Below are 16,215 nucleotides of genomic sequence, written 5' to 3'. Positions count from 1 at the left end.
CGCCGTTTTCTGATGTGCTGAACTTCTTACAAGTTCGTATAGATCGGGAAGCGTGCGCAGAGTTCTGCGACTTCGGCTTTGACCTTTGCTTCGACAGCAGCGTTTCCGTCTTCGCCATTGGCGGCCAGGCCGTCGACCACTTCGATGATCCAGTCGGCGATCTGGCGGAACTCGGTCTCGCCAAAGCCGCGGGTGGTGCCGGCGGGTGAGCCCAGACGGATGCCCGATGTCACGGTCGGCTTTTCGGGGTCAAACGGCACGCCGTTCTTGTTGCAGGTGATATGCGCCCGGCCCAGGGCTTTTTCGGTCGCGTTGCCCTTCACGCCTTTGGGACGCAGGTCGACCAGCACCACATGGGTGTCGGTGCCGTGGGTCACGGTGTCCAGACCGCCCTTGATCAGTTGATCCGACAGCGCCTGCGCGTTGGTGATGACCTGCTGGATATAGGTCTTGAACTCGGGGCGCTGCGCCTCACCAAAGGCCACGGCCTTGGCCGCGATCACATGCATCAGCGGGCCGCCCTGAATGCCGGGGAAGATGGCCGAGTTCACTTTCTTGGCGATCGCCTCGTCATTGGTCAGGATCATGCCGCCGCGCGGGCCGCGCAGGGTCTTGTGCGTGGTCGTTGTGGCCACATGCGCGTGCGGGAAGGGGCTGGGATGCTCGCCTGCCGCGATCAGACCGGCGATATGGGCCATGTCCACGTGCAGATAGGCACCGACCATATCGGCGATCTCGCGCATGCGAGCAAAGTCGATGGTGCGCGGGATGGCCGAGCCGCCGGCAATGATCAGCTTGGGCTGGTGCTCTTTCGCCAGCGCCTCTATCTGGTCATAGTCGATCAGGTTGTCCTGCTTGCGCACGCCGTAATGCACCGCGTTGAACCACTTGCCCGATTGGTTCGGGGCCGCGCCGTGGGTCAGGTGGCCGCCTGCATCCAGGCTCATGCCTAAAATGGTGTCGCCGGGCTTGATCAGCGCCTGGAACACACCCTGGTTGGCCTGGCTGCCCGAGTTGGGCTGCACGTTGGCAAATTCACAGCCAAAGAGCTGCTTGGCGCGGTCGATGGCCAGGTTTTCGGCGATGTCGACGAACTGGCAACCGCCATAATAGCGCCGACCGGGATAGCCTTCGGCATATTTGTTGGTCATCACCGAACCCTGCGCTTCCATTACGGCAGCAGAGACGATGTTCTCGGAGGCAATCAACTCGATCTCGTCGCGCTGACGGCCCAGTTCCGATGTGATCGAGCCAAAAAGCTCAGGGTCGCGGTCAGACAGGGATTGGGTGAAAAATCCGGTGTCACGAAGATTGGCGTTCATGGGCGCTCCACATGGCTGGGTGAAATCTTGCGGATTTCCTATCGGAAACGTTGCTTCTCCAAAAGGCTTAAAGCGACGAATTTCTAAGCTGGCGCGTCAAGACTGGCCTATTGGGGAAAGGTATGTTTGTTTCGGAACCAAATGCGTAGGACCGGAAACCGTAAAATATGAAAAAGAGAATCGCCTTTCTTGCCAGTGAGGTCAAAGTGGCGCAGACGGCCCGGGATGCTCTGGTGGCTAAACACGGAAACGCTGCACCGCGCGACGCAGATGTTGTGGTTGCTCTCGGCGGGGATGGCTTCATGTTGCACACCCTGCACAACATGCAGCATCTCGACACACCGGTATACGGTATGAACCGGGGCACGATCGGCTTTTTGATGAACGAATACCACGAAGACGACCTGATCGCGCGTCTCGAGGATGCCGAAGAAGAGGTTATCAATCCGCTGGCGATGCGCGCAATGGATCAATCAGGCAAGTTGCACGAGGCGCTGGCCATCAACGAAGTGTCGCTGCTGCGGGCTGGCCCACAGGCTGCAAGGCTGAAGATCAGCGTTGACGGTCGCGTGCGGATGTCGGAACTGGTATGCGATGGAGCCTTGCTGTCGACACCCGCCGGATCGACGGCCTACAACTATTCGGCACACGGGCCGATCCTGCCAATTGGTTCGGACGTTTTGGCGTTGACTGCGATTGCCTCGTTCCGTCCCCGCCGTTGGCGTGGCGCGCTGCTGCCCAAGATCGCAAAGGTTCGATTCGACGTTCTTGATGCCGAAAAGCGCCCGGTCATGGCGGATGCCGATTCCATTTCTTTCCCGGATATCGACTGGGTCGAGATCAGGTCGGAGCCGGCAATAGAGCACCGCATTCTATTTGATCCGGGCCACGGGCTCGAAGAACGCCTGATTTCTGAGCAATTCACATAAAAGCGGGCCGCCGTGCACTTTTTTTCGGTTTATGTGAACCAGTTCACATGGAATTGATTGCCGTTTTAGTAATCTCAACTTGCCTGGAGAACACGCCAAGGTGGGAGTGAGTGGCCACCTGAACGGCGTTTTCGAATGATTGTGCAAATTTTGCGCTGGCGAGGGTGGGTGGTGCTACGCTCGTCATCAGATTTCCGGGCGTATTTTAGCAGTTGGACCTCGGGCACAATGACCCGAGGTCTATTTCTTTTTGGGGCCAATTATACGCTTTTCATTTGATCCCAAAGCGCGGTGCACATTTGACCCACGCGGGCTTCGATTGCCGCAGCGGCGTCTACCGCCAGATCTTCGCGCCATCGCTGCGCTGCAATTTGAACATTAATCGGTTGTGGCCCCTTCGGCAGATCGGCCAAGTGCGCGGGTACGCAGGCTGCCGGAAGCCCCAGGAAGTTCATCGCGTAAGAATACACCGCGCAGCCCAGAACCTCATGCACGCCTTCAGCCCCTTCCGTATCGCGGTCGGGCTTGAAGAAGGGCTGCGGCAAGAAGGGTGACAAAACCAGCGGATAATCTTGCATGAACAGCGACCATTCGCGCGCGTAGTGGCTGCGTTTGGCCAGCATTTTTACCAGCTCGGTTTCGACGATCGGCGGGAATTCCTGAAAGTAGACGTTGAAAATCTCTTGGATGGTTTGCGAACCGGCCGCTTCGATATCCGATTTCATCAGGGTCAGCACTTCGCCCATAAGTGCGCGATAACCGACCCGCCCACATTCGAAAACGTCCGGCGGATCGACCTCATCTACGGCATAGCCAGCATCAACCAACGCGTCGCGCGCCGTATCAAGGGCCTTTTCGACTTCGGGATGCAGAGCATAGCCAAAAGTGTTTTTCGTGAATGCCACCTTGATCGGACCAGCCGGGGATTCACCGCGCCAAGGCATTGGCACATGGAATGGGTCGCGCGCGTCTGCCGAGATCAGGCTGGGCATCGAAAGGTGCAAATCTGCTGCAGTCCGGGTAATCAGGCCCTGAACAGACATTGACTGGGCCAACAAGCCGCGCTCGACCTTTTGGCTTGGGTTCCAGGCGGGAACACGCCCCAGCCCTGGTTTCACTGTGACCGCCCCATTGGCAGCTGCGGGAAAGCGCAGGCTGCCGCCGATATCATTGCCATGGGCCAGCGCCCCGATACCTGCCATCACGGCCGCGCCCGCTCCGCCCGATGATCCACCGGGTGAGATATGGCTGCCCCATGGGTTATGTGTGCGCCCGTAAAGCGCGTTGTCCGTATCGGCCCGAAACGAAAATTCTGGTGTATTGGTTCGCCCGATTACAATGGCCCCGGCCTTATGCAGATTACGGACAACCGGTGCGTCATCCGGCGCGATGACGTCCTTCAATGCCACGACGCCGTTGGTGGTGGCGTGACCTTTCTGATCCACATTCACTTTTATCGTGACCGGTACACCATGCAGTGCTCCGCTTGGTCGCCCGCTTGCACGGGCGTTATCCAAGGAATGTGCACGTTCCAACGCCTCTGCGCGCAGATCTTCGACCACGGCATTCAGGTCGGGGTTGACTGCATCCATCCGGTCAATCGAAGCCTGTACAACCTCAGTCGCACTTAGATCACCGCGTCGCGTCAGGGTGGTCAAGTCTGTGGCGCTGAGACGCCAGATGTCGGAATCTGTCATGGGCCCTCACTGTGTTACAGCGACAGTAGGGGGCTTTGTTCCGGTTGCAAGGGCAGACGTGAAAAGGGCGGCCTGCGCCGCCCCAAGATCACTTTGCGTAACCGATTGTTTGTAAGGCGTCCTTGATTTCATCAAGGATGGCAGGATCGTCGATGGTAGCAGGCATTTTATAGTCCTGACCGTCAGCAATCGAAACCATCGTGCCGCGCAGGATCTTGCCCGAACGGGTCTTGGGCAGCCTGTCGACGATCACTGCCAGTTTGAAGGCTGCAACGGGGCCGATCTTTTCGCGCACCATCTTGATGACCTCCTGAACCACATCACCGTGGTCCCGGTCGGCGCCGGCATTCAGGCATAGGAACCCGACAGGCATCTGACCCTTCAACTGATCCGATACACCGATCACAGCACATTCGGCCACGTCTGGGTGGGCGGCCAGAACCTCTTCCATCCCGCCGGTCGAAAGGCGATGACCCGCCACGTTGATGACATCATCAGTTCGCGCCATGATATAGAGGTATCCGTCCTCGTCGATCATGCCTGCATCGCCCGTTTCATAGTAACCGGGGAAGTGCTCCAGATAGGATTTCTTGAACCGTTCCTCTGCGTTCCAGAGGGTCGGCAGCGTGCCCGGAGGCAACGGCAGCTTGACCGCAATGGCGCCCAGTTCTCCCGCTTTCATCGGGTGGCCGCCTTCGTCCAGAATTTGCACGTCATAGCCCGGCATCGGTTTGGCGGGTGAGCCCAGCTTGATCGGCAGTTCTTCGATGCCCAGGGGATTGCCAGCGATGGCCCAACCGGTTTCGGTTTGCCACCAATGGTCGATCACAGGAACGTTCAGCGCATTTTGCGCCCAAATAATCGTATCGGGATCGGCACGTTCGCCTGCCAGATACAGGGCGCGCAAATGCGACAGGTCGTATTTGGCGATCAGTTCACCCTTTGGGTCTTCTCGTTTTACGGCGCGGATCGCCGTGGGTGCGGTGAAAAAGCTTTTGACCTTATGCTCTGATATCACGCGCCAGAAGGTGCCAGCGTCGGGGGTGCCAACCGGTTTTCCTTCGAAAACGATAGTTGTGTTCCCATGGATGAGCGGTGCGTAGCAGATATACGAATGTCCTACGACCCAGCCCACATCGGATGCCGCCCAGAACACATCGCCTGGATCGACGTTGTAGATGTTCTTCATCGACCAGTTCAGCGCCACCAGATGTCCGGCAGTGGGGCGCACAACACCCTTGGGCGCACCCGTGGTGCCAGAGGTGTAAAGGATATAGGCCGGATCGTTACCATCGACCGGTACGCATTCTGCAGGTTCAACGCCGTATTGAAAACCGTGCCAGTTGAAGTCGCGTCCTTCAATCAGTTGAGCAACCTCTTGTTCACGCTGAAATATTACGCAGAATTCTGGCTTGTGATCAGCCAGGTCGATCGCGCCGTCCAGCAGAGGTTTATAGTGCACCACGCGACCGGGCTCCATCCCGCACGACGCGGCGATGATCGCTTTGGGTTTGGCGTCATCAATACGAACGGCCAATTCGTTACTGGCAAACCCGCCGAACACAACCGAATGCACCGCGCCCAGTCGTGCACAGGCCAACATTGCCTCAAGCGCCTCGGGGATCATCGGCATATAGATGATGACGCGATCACCTTTCTCGACACCTTTGGCTCGCAGCGCACCGGCAAGGTTGGCCACACGGTTGCGTAGCTCAACATACGAAATCTCGCGCTTGGTATGAGTGATGGGGCTGTCATAGATGATGGCCGTTTGCTCTCCGCGACCGTTTTCCACGTGACGGTCTACCGCGTTCCAGCACGTATTTACCCGCGCGTCGCTGAACCATTCATACAGTGGGGCATTGTCGTCGAACAACGCTTTGCTGGGTTCTTTTACCCAGTCGATCCCTTTGGCGGCGTCCATCCAGAACGCTTCGGGGTCAGTTTTCCAGCTGTCATAAACGTCCTGATACGCCATCTCGTTCTCCTCACAACGACTTGAATATTGTGTTAGGACCCAGAAAACTTTCGGGCAAGCGTGTCAAATGGCGACGCGTCAGTTTATCGCAAAATATTTGCAGGAAACCACTGAAGAGGCTGCAAAGTTTTGCAAACCCCTTTTCTGCCAGCGGGAAACAAAGATCTCAAGGTCGAGTTTGCAAATCTGCAAACCCTGCGCTGCAAAAACAGGAACGGGCTACGACTCAACAAAACTCGAAGTGTTAAGCGCGTTTGACTACTGCCGACAGAACAACCTTTAGACGGCCACAAGTTATCGGCCATTCGTAAATTGCTGGTAAACCGCACCCCATTCCAGAGTGCGGTCCGGGTTATCATTGCGATTGCTCAGCCGTAATGCGCAACCGGAGTGCCAGCGATGGCAGCCATATTCAGCAAGCCGCGCGCGGTGATCGACGGCGTTACAATATGAGCTTTGTTGCCCATGCCCATCAGAATGGGGCCAACTTCGATTCCATCAGCTTTCATCTTAAGGATATTGCGCACCCCGCTGGCAGCGTCCGCATGAGCGAAGATCAGCACATTTGCTGCGCCTTCAAGACGCGAAGCCGGGAAAATGCGCGCCCGAAGGTCTCCGTCCAAAGCGGCATCCAGGTTCATTTCACCCTCGTACACGAAATCACGCGGCTGTTGATCCAGAATGTTCAGCGCCGCACGCAGCCGTTTGCCGGACCCTTCGGCTTGATTGCCGAATTGGGATTGCGAACAGAATGCAATTTTGGGCTCGATCCCGAACCGGCGCACGTGCCGTGCCGCACCAATGGTGGTTTCGGCCAGCTCTTCAGGGGTGGGCAATTGACGAACATGGGTGTCGGCAATGAACAGGGGCCCGTCTTCCAAAATCATCAGGGACAACGCACCATGCGGACGCAGGTCGCCATCGTCCAAAACCTGTTCGACATAATTCAGGTGCCAGCGATACTCGCCGAATGTACCGCAGATCAGACTGTCCGCTTCACCGCGATGCACCATAATGGCGCCGATCGCGGTGGTGTTGGTGCGCATGATTGCCTTGGCCAGATCCGGTGTCACGCCGCGGCGCTGCATGATCTGATGGTACGAGTTCCAGTAATCGTAATAGCGCGGATCGTTTTCCGGGTTTACGATCTGGCAATCCGTTCCAGGGCGTATTGTCAGGCCCAGCTTTTCACAGCGCGCTTCGATCACTTCCGGGCGTCCGATCAGGATTGGTGTCTCTGTTGTCTCTTCCAGGATGGCTTGCGAGGCGCGCAGCACGCGTTCATCCTCGCCTTCGGCAAAAACGATCCGGCGGGATGCGACCGCAGCGGCCTCGAACACAGGGCGCATCAGTAGGGCGGATTTGAAAACGGTCTGGTTCAGCTTTTCTTTGTATGCCTCAAAATCTTCGATTGGTCGTTTGGCGACACCGCTTTCCATGGCGGCCTTGGCCACGGATGATGAAACGACCCCAACCAAACGAGGGTCGAAAGGTTTGGGGATCAGGTAATCCGGGCCAAAAGTCAGTTGTTCACCTTTATAAGCGGCCGCGGCTTCTGCGCTTGTTGTCGCGCGTGCCATTTCCGCGATGCCGTCAACGCAGGCGATCTGCATCTCATCATTGATCTCGGTCGCGCCCACATCCAGCGCGCCTCGGAAGATAAAGGGAAAACACAGTACATTGTTGACTTGATTTGGAAAATCGCTGCGACCCGTGGCTATGATCGCGTCTGGGGCAACGTCGCGCGCGGCCTGTGGCAGGATTTCCGGCGTCGGGTTGGCCAACGCAAAAATTATCGGACGGCTGGCCATTTTTGCAACCATCTCGGGTTTAAGGACATTCGGACCGCTGAGGCCGAGAAACAGGTCTGCTTCTCCGATGACCTCATCCAATGTCCGCAGATCCGAGTTCTGGGCGAACTGGGATTTCTGCGGGTTCATATCCTCGGCGCGGCCTTCATAGACAAGCCCATGAATGTCGCATAACCAGATGTTCTCGCGCTTGACACCCAGTTTCACCAGCATGTTCAGGCAGGCAATCCCCGCAGCTCCACCTCCGGTCGAGACAACCTTAATGGTGTCAAAGGACTTTCCGGCCACGTGCAGGGCGTTTTTGGCAGCGGCCCCAACGACAATGGCGGTCCCATGCTGGTCGTCATGGAACACAGGAATGTTCATGCGCTCACGGCAGAGCTTTTCGACGATGAAACAATCGGGGGCCTTGATGTCTTCCAGGTTGATTGCGCCAAATGTTGGTTCAAGCGCGCAGACGATATCCGCCAGTTTTTCAGGGTCTGGTTGGTCGACTTCGATATCAAAGCAATCGATGCCTGCGAATTTTTTGAACAGGACGGCCTTGCCCTCCATCACCGGCTTGGACGCAAGCGCCCCGATATTGCCCAGCCCCAGAACCGCTGTGCCGTTGGACACTACCGCAACCAGATTGCCGCGTGCGGTGTAGCGTTCTGCATTTGCTGCATCTGCCTTGATCTCAAGGCTGGCCTCGGCCACGCCGGGCGAGTAGGCGCGGGCCAGATCGCGCCCGTTGGCCATCGGCTTGGTCGCCTTGATCTCAAGCTTTCCGGGTTTGGGATGGGCATGATAATCAAGCGAAGCCTGTCGCAGGCTAGGGGTGTCGGACATTGGCGTTTCTTCTCCCTGGGAAATATAATTTAACCTTAAACTATTTCTTTTAGCTTGGCTACGTTGCGTCACTTCGGCGAGTTGTCGCAACCGTGAAGTGTATAAAGCTTGATTTTTGTCACAAAACATTTATGTCTAGGCAACTTTGCAACCCATAACACCACTCAGGCAAGAACAAGCAGTTATGACAATCAAGTTAAATGAGCAGGTCGGTGGCCTGTCCTACGGCTTTATGTCGCGTGCCCAGTATGCTCGGCTGGTGCTGTGGGGTGCAGCGTTGTTGGCGGGTGCTCTGGTCAGCGTTATTCTTGTGTGGCCCGAGTTCGCGGCAAAGTTCAACCATGAAGGCGGCCCGATAGAAACAGTCTCGGCCGCAGGTTTGTTTGTCGCGGGTCTTGCGGCGCTGTGGCGGTACCGGGGCGTGACCCGTGCCTATATCGGCCTCACATGCCTTTTGCTTGCTGAGCGAGAGTTAGAGGCTGACATCTATTCCGAAGGAAGTCTGCCATTTGCGATCCTTCATGGGTTGGACGTGTTTCTGGATATCGTATGGGTCAGGGTTGCGCTGATCCTGTTGGTGCTGGGCGGTGCGATCTGGCACGGCATTCCAACAGGGTGGCGTGCGTTCAAGCAACGCAACCTGTCATTGATTGTGTTCGTTGCGGCGGGATGCGCGGCCGTGACTGCTCAGCTGTTGGAAGAATTTGTCGGGCTGTACAGCGGTGCCTTGTCTGACCTCATGCAAGTGCGGCTTTTTGTTCTGGAAGAAACGCTCGAGATGTTCTTTTCGATTGGCATTTTGGCCTCTGTTCTGATCGGATGGCCGAAAACGCAATCCAACGGAACGCCCCATGACCAAGACAGCCGAGCCATCGCAGACATACGCTGAATTTCGCCTGCCCACGCAAGAGCTGCGTGACGACATCCCCTTTTACACAAAGACATTGGGGATGAAGATGGACATGATCTATCCCGCAGACGATCCGCGCATTGCGGTGTTCTCAGGGCATGGTTTGCGGTTGCGCATCGAAAAGGATGCACCCGAAAGCGCCGGAACGCTGCGTATTCTGACCGATGACCCAGAAGGTTTCGCCAACGGTGAACGGGTTCTTGTTGCGCCAAACGGGACCCGTGTCGAAATCGAAGAGCGTAGCCCGCCGCTTGTGATGCCTGAAACGGTTCATTCCTTTGTGGTGCGCAGGCTAAAGGATCAGGCTCCTTGGATCATCGGGCGCGCCGGAATGCATTACCGCGATCTGGTGCCGGATCGGCTCGGCGGTTCAATCATCGCAAGCCATATTCGTATTCCAGACGGCGGCCCCGTGCCTGACATGGTGCATTTTCACAAGGTTGGGTTTCAACTGATCTTTTGCATCCACGGTTGGGTCGATGTGGTCTATGAAGACCAGGGCGAAAAGATGCGGCTGACGGCTGGCGATTGCTTTATCCAACCACCGGAAATTCGCCATCGCGTGCTGGAAGCATCCGACAATGTTCAGGTCATCGAGATCGGTGTGCCGGCAGAACATGTCACGGAAATCGACCATGACATGCAGCTCCCAACCCCGCATTTTCGTCCCGATCGGGAATGGCAGGGGCAACGCTTTGTCTACAATCAGGCGAAGGATGCCGAATGGGTGCCGTTCCGTTTGCCAGGTTACATCTGCCGCGACACAACGATTGCCGAAAACACTAAGGGGGTCGCCGGGGTTCAGGTCGTGCGCAAAGGGCAGGGTGAACCGGAATGGGCCAGCCATGACACCGATATCCATTTCACCTTCGTGATGGACGGCCAAGTTACACTGGAAGGCGAAGGTCGCGAACCCTACCGGCTGGAACAAGGGGATGCTTTTGTCATTCCACCGGGCATGCGTACGCGTTTGTCCGCACCATCGGATGATATGGAATTGCTGGAAGTCACCTTGCCCGGTACCTTCAACACAACACTGGGGTGACTGAAAAACAAGGTAAGGGGGCTTCTATTCCCCCGCCTTTTTCCGGTAGGGTCCAATTTTCTGACCAGATGATCAAAAATGAGGAATCGCCATGTCGCTGAAAGACGCTGCCTTGTCCGTCCGGGAAAACGCCTATGCGCCTTATTCGAACTTCAAGGTAGGCGCGGCGCTGCGGTCTTCCTCGGGTCAGATTTATTCTGGTTGCAATGTCGAGAACGTCGCATACCCTGAAGGCACCTGTGCCGAGGCCGGTGCGATTGCCGCGATGGTTGCCTCAGGCGAACAGCACCTCACTGAGGTCTATGTGGTCGCCTCGAGCCCGCAACCCGTGCCGCCTTGCGGTGGTTGCCGACAGAAACTGGCCGAGTTCGGCAAGCGTGATGTGAAAGTCACTTTGGCAACCGTGGATGGTGCCGAGTTCGAAACCACCATCGGAGAATTGCTGCCTGGCGCGTTTGATGCCTCTCATATGGAAGATGTCTGACGCATGGATGCCCGTTCGATCATTGCAAAGCTGCGCAGGCTTGAGGTGCCGGGGCGCGAAGAATTGATCTGGTTTGCACAGGGGCTGGCCGATGGCAGTGTCAGCGACGCGCAGGCCGGGGCCTTTGCCATGGCCGTCTGCATGGGCGGTTTGGGCCCGCAGGGGCGCGCGGATTTGACAGTCGCGATGCGCGACAGCGGTGATGTGCTTACTTGGGATGTCGACGGGCCGGTGATCGATAAACACTCGACCGGCGGAGTCGGGGATAGCGTTAGCCTTGTACTTGCTCCGGCGCTGGCGGAATGCGGGGCATATGTTCCAATGATCTCGGGCCGTGGGTTGGGGCACACCGGCGGGACACTGGACAAGCTTGAGGCGATACCGGGCGTCAGCACGCAGATCGGGCAAGATCGTCTTGCACAGATCTTGGGTGAAACCGGTGCTGCCATTGTTGGCGCAACGGGGCAGATCGCTCCGGCCGATAAGCGACTTTATGCGGTGCGTGATGTAACCGCGACTGTCGAAAGTTTGGACCTGATCACGGCTTCGATCCTTTCCAAAAAATTGGCGGCCAGCCCGGACGCACTGGTTCTTGACGTCAAGGTCGGCAGCGGTGCCTTCATGAAAACGATGGAAGATGCTCAAAAGCTTGCCACAGCATTGACCGAGACTGCAAACGCGGCGGGGTGCCGGACGTCGGCGGTGATTACGGATATGAACCAGCCACTGGCCCCCGCGTTGGGCAATGCCTTGGAAATTGCAGAAGTTATGAAGGTCCTGACCGGATCGCAATCTTCACCGTTGGCAGACATCTCTGCCGAGCTCGGAGGGGTATTGTTGACGGATGCCGGAATGTGCGGGTCGGTCGCGGAAGGACGCGAACAGATCGCCGCAGTCATCCGGGACGGGCGCGCCGCAGAACGGTTTGGTCGCATGATGGCTGCGGTCGGCGGCCCCGTACAGTTTGTCGAAACCTGGGCCCGGTTCCTGCCAGAGGCCAACGTCATCCAAGAGGTTCCCGCCCCCAGGGATGGTTACGTCTCGGCCATCGACGGAGAAGCGCTGGGTCTTGCCGTGGTGGCGCTGGGCGGTGGTCGTCAGGTCGAAAGCGACCAGATCGATCCAGCGGTTGGGATCTCTGGTATTCTCCGGCTGGGGGATCGTGTATCCAAAGGGGCACCCATCGCTGTAATCCATTCAGCACGGGAGGACGCCGCGCTTCGGGCTGCAAAAAGCGTTCTCAGCGCTATTACGATCAGCGATACACCTCCATCGGTTCCTGATCTGGTGCGCGAAAGGATCAGCGTATGACCCGCGCGTTCCTTGTTGTCATGGATTCCGTCGGTATAGGCGGTGCACCTGATGCCAGTCAGTTCTTCAATGGCAGTATTCCGGATACAGGGGCGAATACTCTGGCCCACATCGCACAGGCTTGTGCCGAGGGGCGGGCAGAAGGCGGGCGATCAGGCAATTTGACCTTGCCGAATCTAGATGCGTTGGGTCTGGGTGCGGCTGTGCGCTTGGCGTCCGGGGACGAAACTCCGGGGTTGGGCGCAGAACCCACCGGCCTGTGGGGCTGCGCGCGCGAGCATTCGCCCGGCAAGGACACGCCCTCGGGCCATTGGGAACTGGCAGGCCTGCCAGTGCCGTGGGACTGGCATTATTTTCCAGACACGGTTCCAGCCTTTCCAGCGGACCTGAGCCGTGCCGCGGCTGAAGCGGCAGGGACCGAAGGCGTCCTTGGGGATTGTCACGCTTCGGGCACTGCGATCATCGCCGAATTGGGTGCCGAGCACATGCGGACCGGTTGGCCGATCTGCTACACCTCTGCCGACAGCGTGTTTCAAATCGCTACCCACGAAGAAAGCTTCGGGCTAGACCGGCTGCTGGACATGTGCCGCACGCTCGCGCCGCGATTGCATGAGATGAAAGTGGGTCGTGTTATTGCGCGCCCCTTTATCGGCACGCCAGAGACTGGCTTTGAACGCACGACCAATCGCAGGGATTTCGCTATTTTGCCGCCCGCACCAGTGCTGACCAATTGGGCACAGGATGCGGGACGGAAGGTGCACGCCGTGGGCAAGATCGGCGACATCTTTTCGATGCAGGGCATCGACACGCTGCGCAAAGGATCTGATGCCGAATTGATGCAGCACCTGTCTGATCTCGTGGACGAGGCGGAAGACGGCAGTCTGACCTTCGCCAATTTCGTAGAATTCGACAGTTTGTATGGCCATCGCCGCGACATCAGCGGTTATGCCCGCGCGCTTGAATGGTTCGACCGGGAAATCGGGAAGATTCTGGCGAAACTCCGCCCTGGAGACCTGTTGCTGCTGACCGCCGATCATGGCAATGACCCCAGCTGGACCGGAACGGATCACACGCGTGAACAGGTGCCGGTTCTGATTGCAGGGCAGGGCGCGGGGAAGATCGGACAAGTGGATTTTGCCGATGTCGCCGCCAGCATTGCTCATCACCTGAACATTCCGGCGCAAGGGCCGGGTAGGAACTTTTTATGAACGTCGCCGACCTTCCAAAAATCGAACTGCACCTGCATCACGAAGGCGCAGCGCCTCCGGCATTCATCCGTCAACTCGCGCATGAAAAGCGCGTGGACCTGGGCGGTATCTTCAAGTCGGACGGATCTTATGATTTCCGCGACTTCGCGCATTTCCTGAGCGTGTACGAGGCCGCTTGCGAAGTTTTGAAAACGCCCGAAGATTTTCGACGGCTCACTTTGGCCATTCTGGAAGAAAGCGCCGAGAATGGTGTGGTTTATTCCGAGACTTTTCTCAGCCCGGATTTCTGCGGTGGCGGCGATCTGCACGCGTGGTGCGATTATCTGAACGCCATCCAGGATGCCGCAGACGAGGCCGAGCGCAAGTTTGACATTACGCTGAGGGGCGTGATCACCTGCGTGCGCCATTTCGGCCCCGAACAGGCCAAGCGCAGCGCCCAATGTGCAGCTGAGACCGCTGGCGACTGGATCACCGGGTTCGGTATGGGCGGGAACGAATCCATCGGTGCGCAAGGTGATTTCAAATGGGCCTTCGATTGTGCGCGCGAAGCCGGTCTGCGTCTGACCACACATGCGGGTGAGTTCGGTGGCCCTGACAGCGTGCGCGATGCCATCCGTGATCTGGGGGTCGAACGCATCGGTCACGGCGTTCGCGCCATCGAAGACCCCGACCTTGTTCGCGAATTGGTGGATCGGGACATCACTCTTGAAGTCTGCCCAGGGTCGAATGTGGTTCTGGGCCTTTTCCCGGATTTTGCAGCGCATCCGATCGCACGCTTACGCGACGCAGGCGTAAAGGTCACGGTGTCCACAGACGACCCTCCGTTCTTTCACACGACCATGCGGCGGGAGTATGAGATGTTGAACGCAGCTTTCGGCTGGGAGGCCGAGGATTTTGCGACACTGAATGAGATGGCCCTGAACGCGGCCTTCTGCGATGAAGATACCCGTACGCGGGTCAAGAAAAGACTGGAGACATCATGAGCGAACACCTGACCGTCGTCGATCACCCGTTGGTTCAACACAAACTGACGCTCATGCGAGACAAGGGCACCTCAACGGCTGAGTTTCGGCAGTTGCTGCGCGAAATTACGCTTTTGCTGGCTTACGAGGTCACGCGCGAAATCCCGTTGACCACGCGCCATATCGAAACGCCGATGGAAGAGATGGACGCCCCGATCCTAGCGGGCAAGAAGATGGCTTTGGTGTCAATCCTGCGCGCAGGAAATGGGATGTTGGATGGGGTTTTGGAACTTGTGCCCTCCGCGCGCGTTGGCTTTGTCGGGCTGTATCGCGACGAAGAAACCCTGAAGCCCGTACAGTACTATTTCAAGGCACCCGAAGGCCTGAAAGACCGTTTGGTCATTGCCGTGGATCCGATGTTGGCCACCGGCAACAGTTCGGCCGCTGCCATTGATCTGCTGAAAGAGGCGGGCGCAACGGATATCCGCTTCCTTTGCCTGCTGGCGGCACCCGAAGGTGTGGCGCGAATGAAAGAAGCGCACCCGGATGTGCATATTGTCACCGCTGCACTGGACCGCGAGTTGAACTCGAAAGGCTATATCATGCCGGGCCTGGGCGATGCGGGCGACCGCATGTTCGGCACCAAATAAGCCTGATTATTCGCCGCAAATGTTCTGAAGTCGGACCCAGTCGCGGTCCGGCAAAACTTGTTCAAGGGTGCGACCCGCCATCGGGTCCGCCTCGATCAGTCCCAAGACAGTTTCACCTGTTATATCTCGGGCATATGCATAAGGCGTCGAGGGCAGGGCGGCTTGTGCAAAGACCACCAAAAGCTGGTCATCCAAAAGCGAAGGCCGAGGGTCTGATACAACTTGTTCGGTGTAGTTGTCGATGATGGCAGGCGTCAGTCCGCCGGTTGTCAGCAAACGGAAGGCCGAAGATGCACCGGTTCGATCCAGAAGATCATCAAGCGGGTCCGTCTGTTCCATGCGGGCGCGTTCCGCGATGACATAACCCGCGGCGACGGCAGGGTCTTCATAGTCTTCCACCAACGATTTGTTCAACACAACCGTGCCGCCGGGAAGGCTCAGACTGTCCTGTACGCCTGCAGGCAGGATAATGATCTGGCGTACACCAGTCCGCTTGGCCAGCCGATCCAGCGACCCCTGCGCATCCACCGAAGAACAGGCGCGCCCTGAGACACGTTCGATCCTGTGCAGTATGGTCTCACCGATTTCCTGCCGTTTTACCTGAGGAACGACGGAAACGACGTGGCTCTGCAATGCGCCGGGCAACCAAAACAGCAGCAGGGCCAATACAGAGACAACAACGCCCCCGACACTCAACCACCGCAGACGACCGGGGTGCGGGCGCGCGCGATCAATGGCGCGTTGCAAGCGGTCAATGGCGTCCAGCATAGTGGTTTCGGTTTCCGCCAGTTCCAGCGTTTCGTCCGGGTCGCCGTCGGGGTTGAAAACGGCCGGAAAAGACCCTGGGTTCTGTCGTTCCAGTGCAGCCAAAGACCAATGGGTCAAGGCCCTGTCATTGAAGTCGGAAATCGTCAGAGTGGCTTCACCGATCGATACCACAACCTCTCGCCGCTGTTCATCGGGCGAAGGGCGCCACAGACCGGTGGCTTCGATCCGCTGGTACTTTTTCAGGGCCGTCATCTTGATGGGGTCTGCTCAGAATTGTTTTGCTACAGCTTAGCATGGTGCATTCGTTAG

At 57.7% G+C, this 16,215-nt stretch carries 13 protein-coding genes; 8 read left to right on the top strand and 5 right to left on the bottom strand.

Translation table 11 applies throughout. The features are described 5' to 3' along the window. Positions 1-26: 26 nt before the first annotated feature. Entirely contained in the window at positions 27-1,322 is a 1,296-nt protein-coding gene (glyA, locus tag GOV85_RS10120) for a serine hydroxymethyltransferase (RefSeq protein ID WP_171177592.1), read from the bottom strand. Between the two features lie 167 nt (positions 1,323-1,489). Here glyA and GOV85_RS10115 point away from each other — a divergent pair, with 167 nt between their 5' ends. Then, positions 1,490-2,251, top strand: coding sequence for an NAD kinase (locus GOV85_RS10115; RefSeq protein WP_171177590.1), 762 nt, complete (start codon positions 1,490-1,492; stop codon positions 2,249-2,251). Positions 2,252-2,511: 260 nt separating this feature from the next. On the opposite strand, the gene GOV85_RS10110 is transcribed toward GOV85_RS10115, so the two are convergent. From GOV85_RS10110 to GOV85_RS10100, 3 genes are all read right to left on the bottom strand, one after another. Beyond that, complete coding sequence (locus GOV85_RS10110) at positions 2,512-3,948, bottom strand: amidase family protein (RefSeq protein ID WP_171177587.1); 1,437 nt, start codon at positions 3,946-3,948, stop codon at positions 2,512-2,514. 88 nt (positions 3,949-4,036) lie between these two features. Continuing rightward, positions 4,037-5,926: a propionate-CoA ligase PrpE gene (gene prpE / locus GOV85_RS10105; protein ID WP_171177585.1), complete on the bottom strand. Its 1,890-nt coding sequence runs from the start codon at positions 5,924-5,926 to the stop codon at positions 4,037-4,039. 368 nt (positions 5,927-6,294) lie between these two features. Next, positions 6,295-8,568: an NADP-dependent malic enzyme gene (locus tag GOV85_RS10100; protein WP_171177583.1), complete on the bottom strand. Its 2,274-nt coding sequence runs from the start codon at positions 8,566-8,568 to the stop codon at positions 6,295-6,297. 184 nt (positions 8,569-8,752) lie between these two features. On the opposite strand from GOV85_RS10100, the gene GOV85_RS10095 reads away from it, so the two are divergent. From GOV85_RS10095 to upp, 7 genes are all read left to right on the top strand, one after another. Next, on the top strand, positions 8,753-9,457 hold the full coding sequence (locus GOV85_RS10095; RefSeq protein WP_171177581.1) for a hypothetical protein: 705 nt from the start codon (positions 8,753-8,755) through the stop codon (positions 9,455-9,457). Continuing rightward, positions 9,420-10,523: a cupin domain-containing protein gene (locus GOV85_RS10090; RefSeq protein WP_171177579.1), complete on the top strand. Its 1,104-nt coding sequence runs from the start codon at positions 9,420-9,422 to the stop codon at positions 10,521-10,523. Before GOV85_RS10095 ends, GOV85_RS10090 begins: the two co-directional genes overlap by 38 nt. A gap of 91 nt (positions 10,524-10,614) precedes the next feature. Beyond that, positions 10,615-11,007 (top strand): cytidine deaminase, encoded by a 393-nt coding sequence (locus GOV85_RS10085; RefSeq protein WP_171177577.1) that lies wholly within the window; start codon positions 10,615-10,617, stop codon positions 11,005-11,007. A 3-nt stretch (positions 11,008-11,010) separates the two neighbouring features. After that, positions 11,011-12,318, top strand: coding sequence for a thymidine phosphorylase (locus GOV85_RS10080; RefSeq protein ID WP_171177575.1), 1,308 nt, complete (start codon positions 11,011-11,013; stop codon positions 12,316-12,318). Further along, positions 12,315-13,526, top strand: coding sequence for a phosphopentomutase (locus tag GOV85_RS10075; RefSeq protein ID WP_171177573.1), 1,212 nt, complete (start codon positions 12,315-12,317; stop codon positions 13,524-13,526). The genes GOV85_RS10080 and GOV85_RS10075 overlap by 4 nt, the downstream gene beginning before the upstream one ends. Next, the gene (locus tag GOV85_RS10070; protein ID WP_171177571.1) at positions 13,523-14,509 is read left to right on the top strand and encodes an adenosine deaminase; all 987 of its coding nucleotides are present in this window, start codon (positions 13,523-13,525) and stop codon (positions 14,507-14,509) included. The genes GOV85_RS10075 and GOV85_RS10070 overlap by 4 nt, the downstream gene beginning before the upstream one ends. Next, on the top strand, positions 14,506-15,138 hold the full coding sequence (upp, locus tag GOV85_RS10065) for a uracil phosphoribosyltransferase (RefSeq protein ID WP_171177569.1): 633 nt from the start codon (positions 14,506-14,508) through the stop codon (positions 15,136-15,138). Before GOV85_RS10070 ends, upp begins: the two co-directional genes overlap by 4 nt. Before the next feature lie 6 nt (positions 15,139-15,144). Here upp and GOV85_RS10060 read toward each other — a convergent pair whose 3' ends face one another. Next, complete coding sequence (locus GOV85_RS10060) at positions 15,145-16,158, bottom strand: hypothetical protein (protein ID WP_171177567.1); 1,014 nt, start codon at positions 16,156-16,158, stop codon at positions 15,145-15,147. Positions 16,159-16,215 lie beyond the last annotated feature (57 nt).

Origin of the sequence: Ruegeria sp. HKCCA4633 (assembly GCF_013034605.1) — a bacterium.
GTDB lineage: Bacteria > Pseudomonadota > Alphaproteobacteria > Rhodobacterales > Rhodobacteraceae > Ruegeria.
This window is presented reverse-complemented; position numbering and strand designations above follow the sequence as displayed.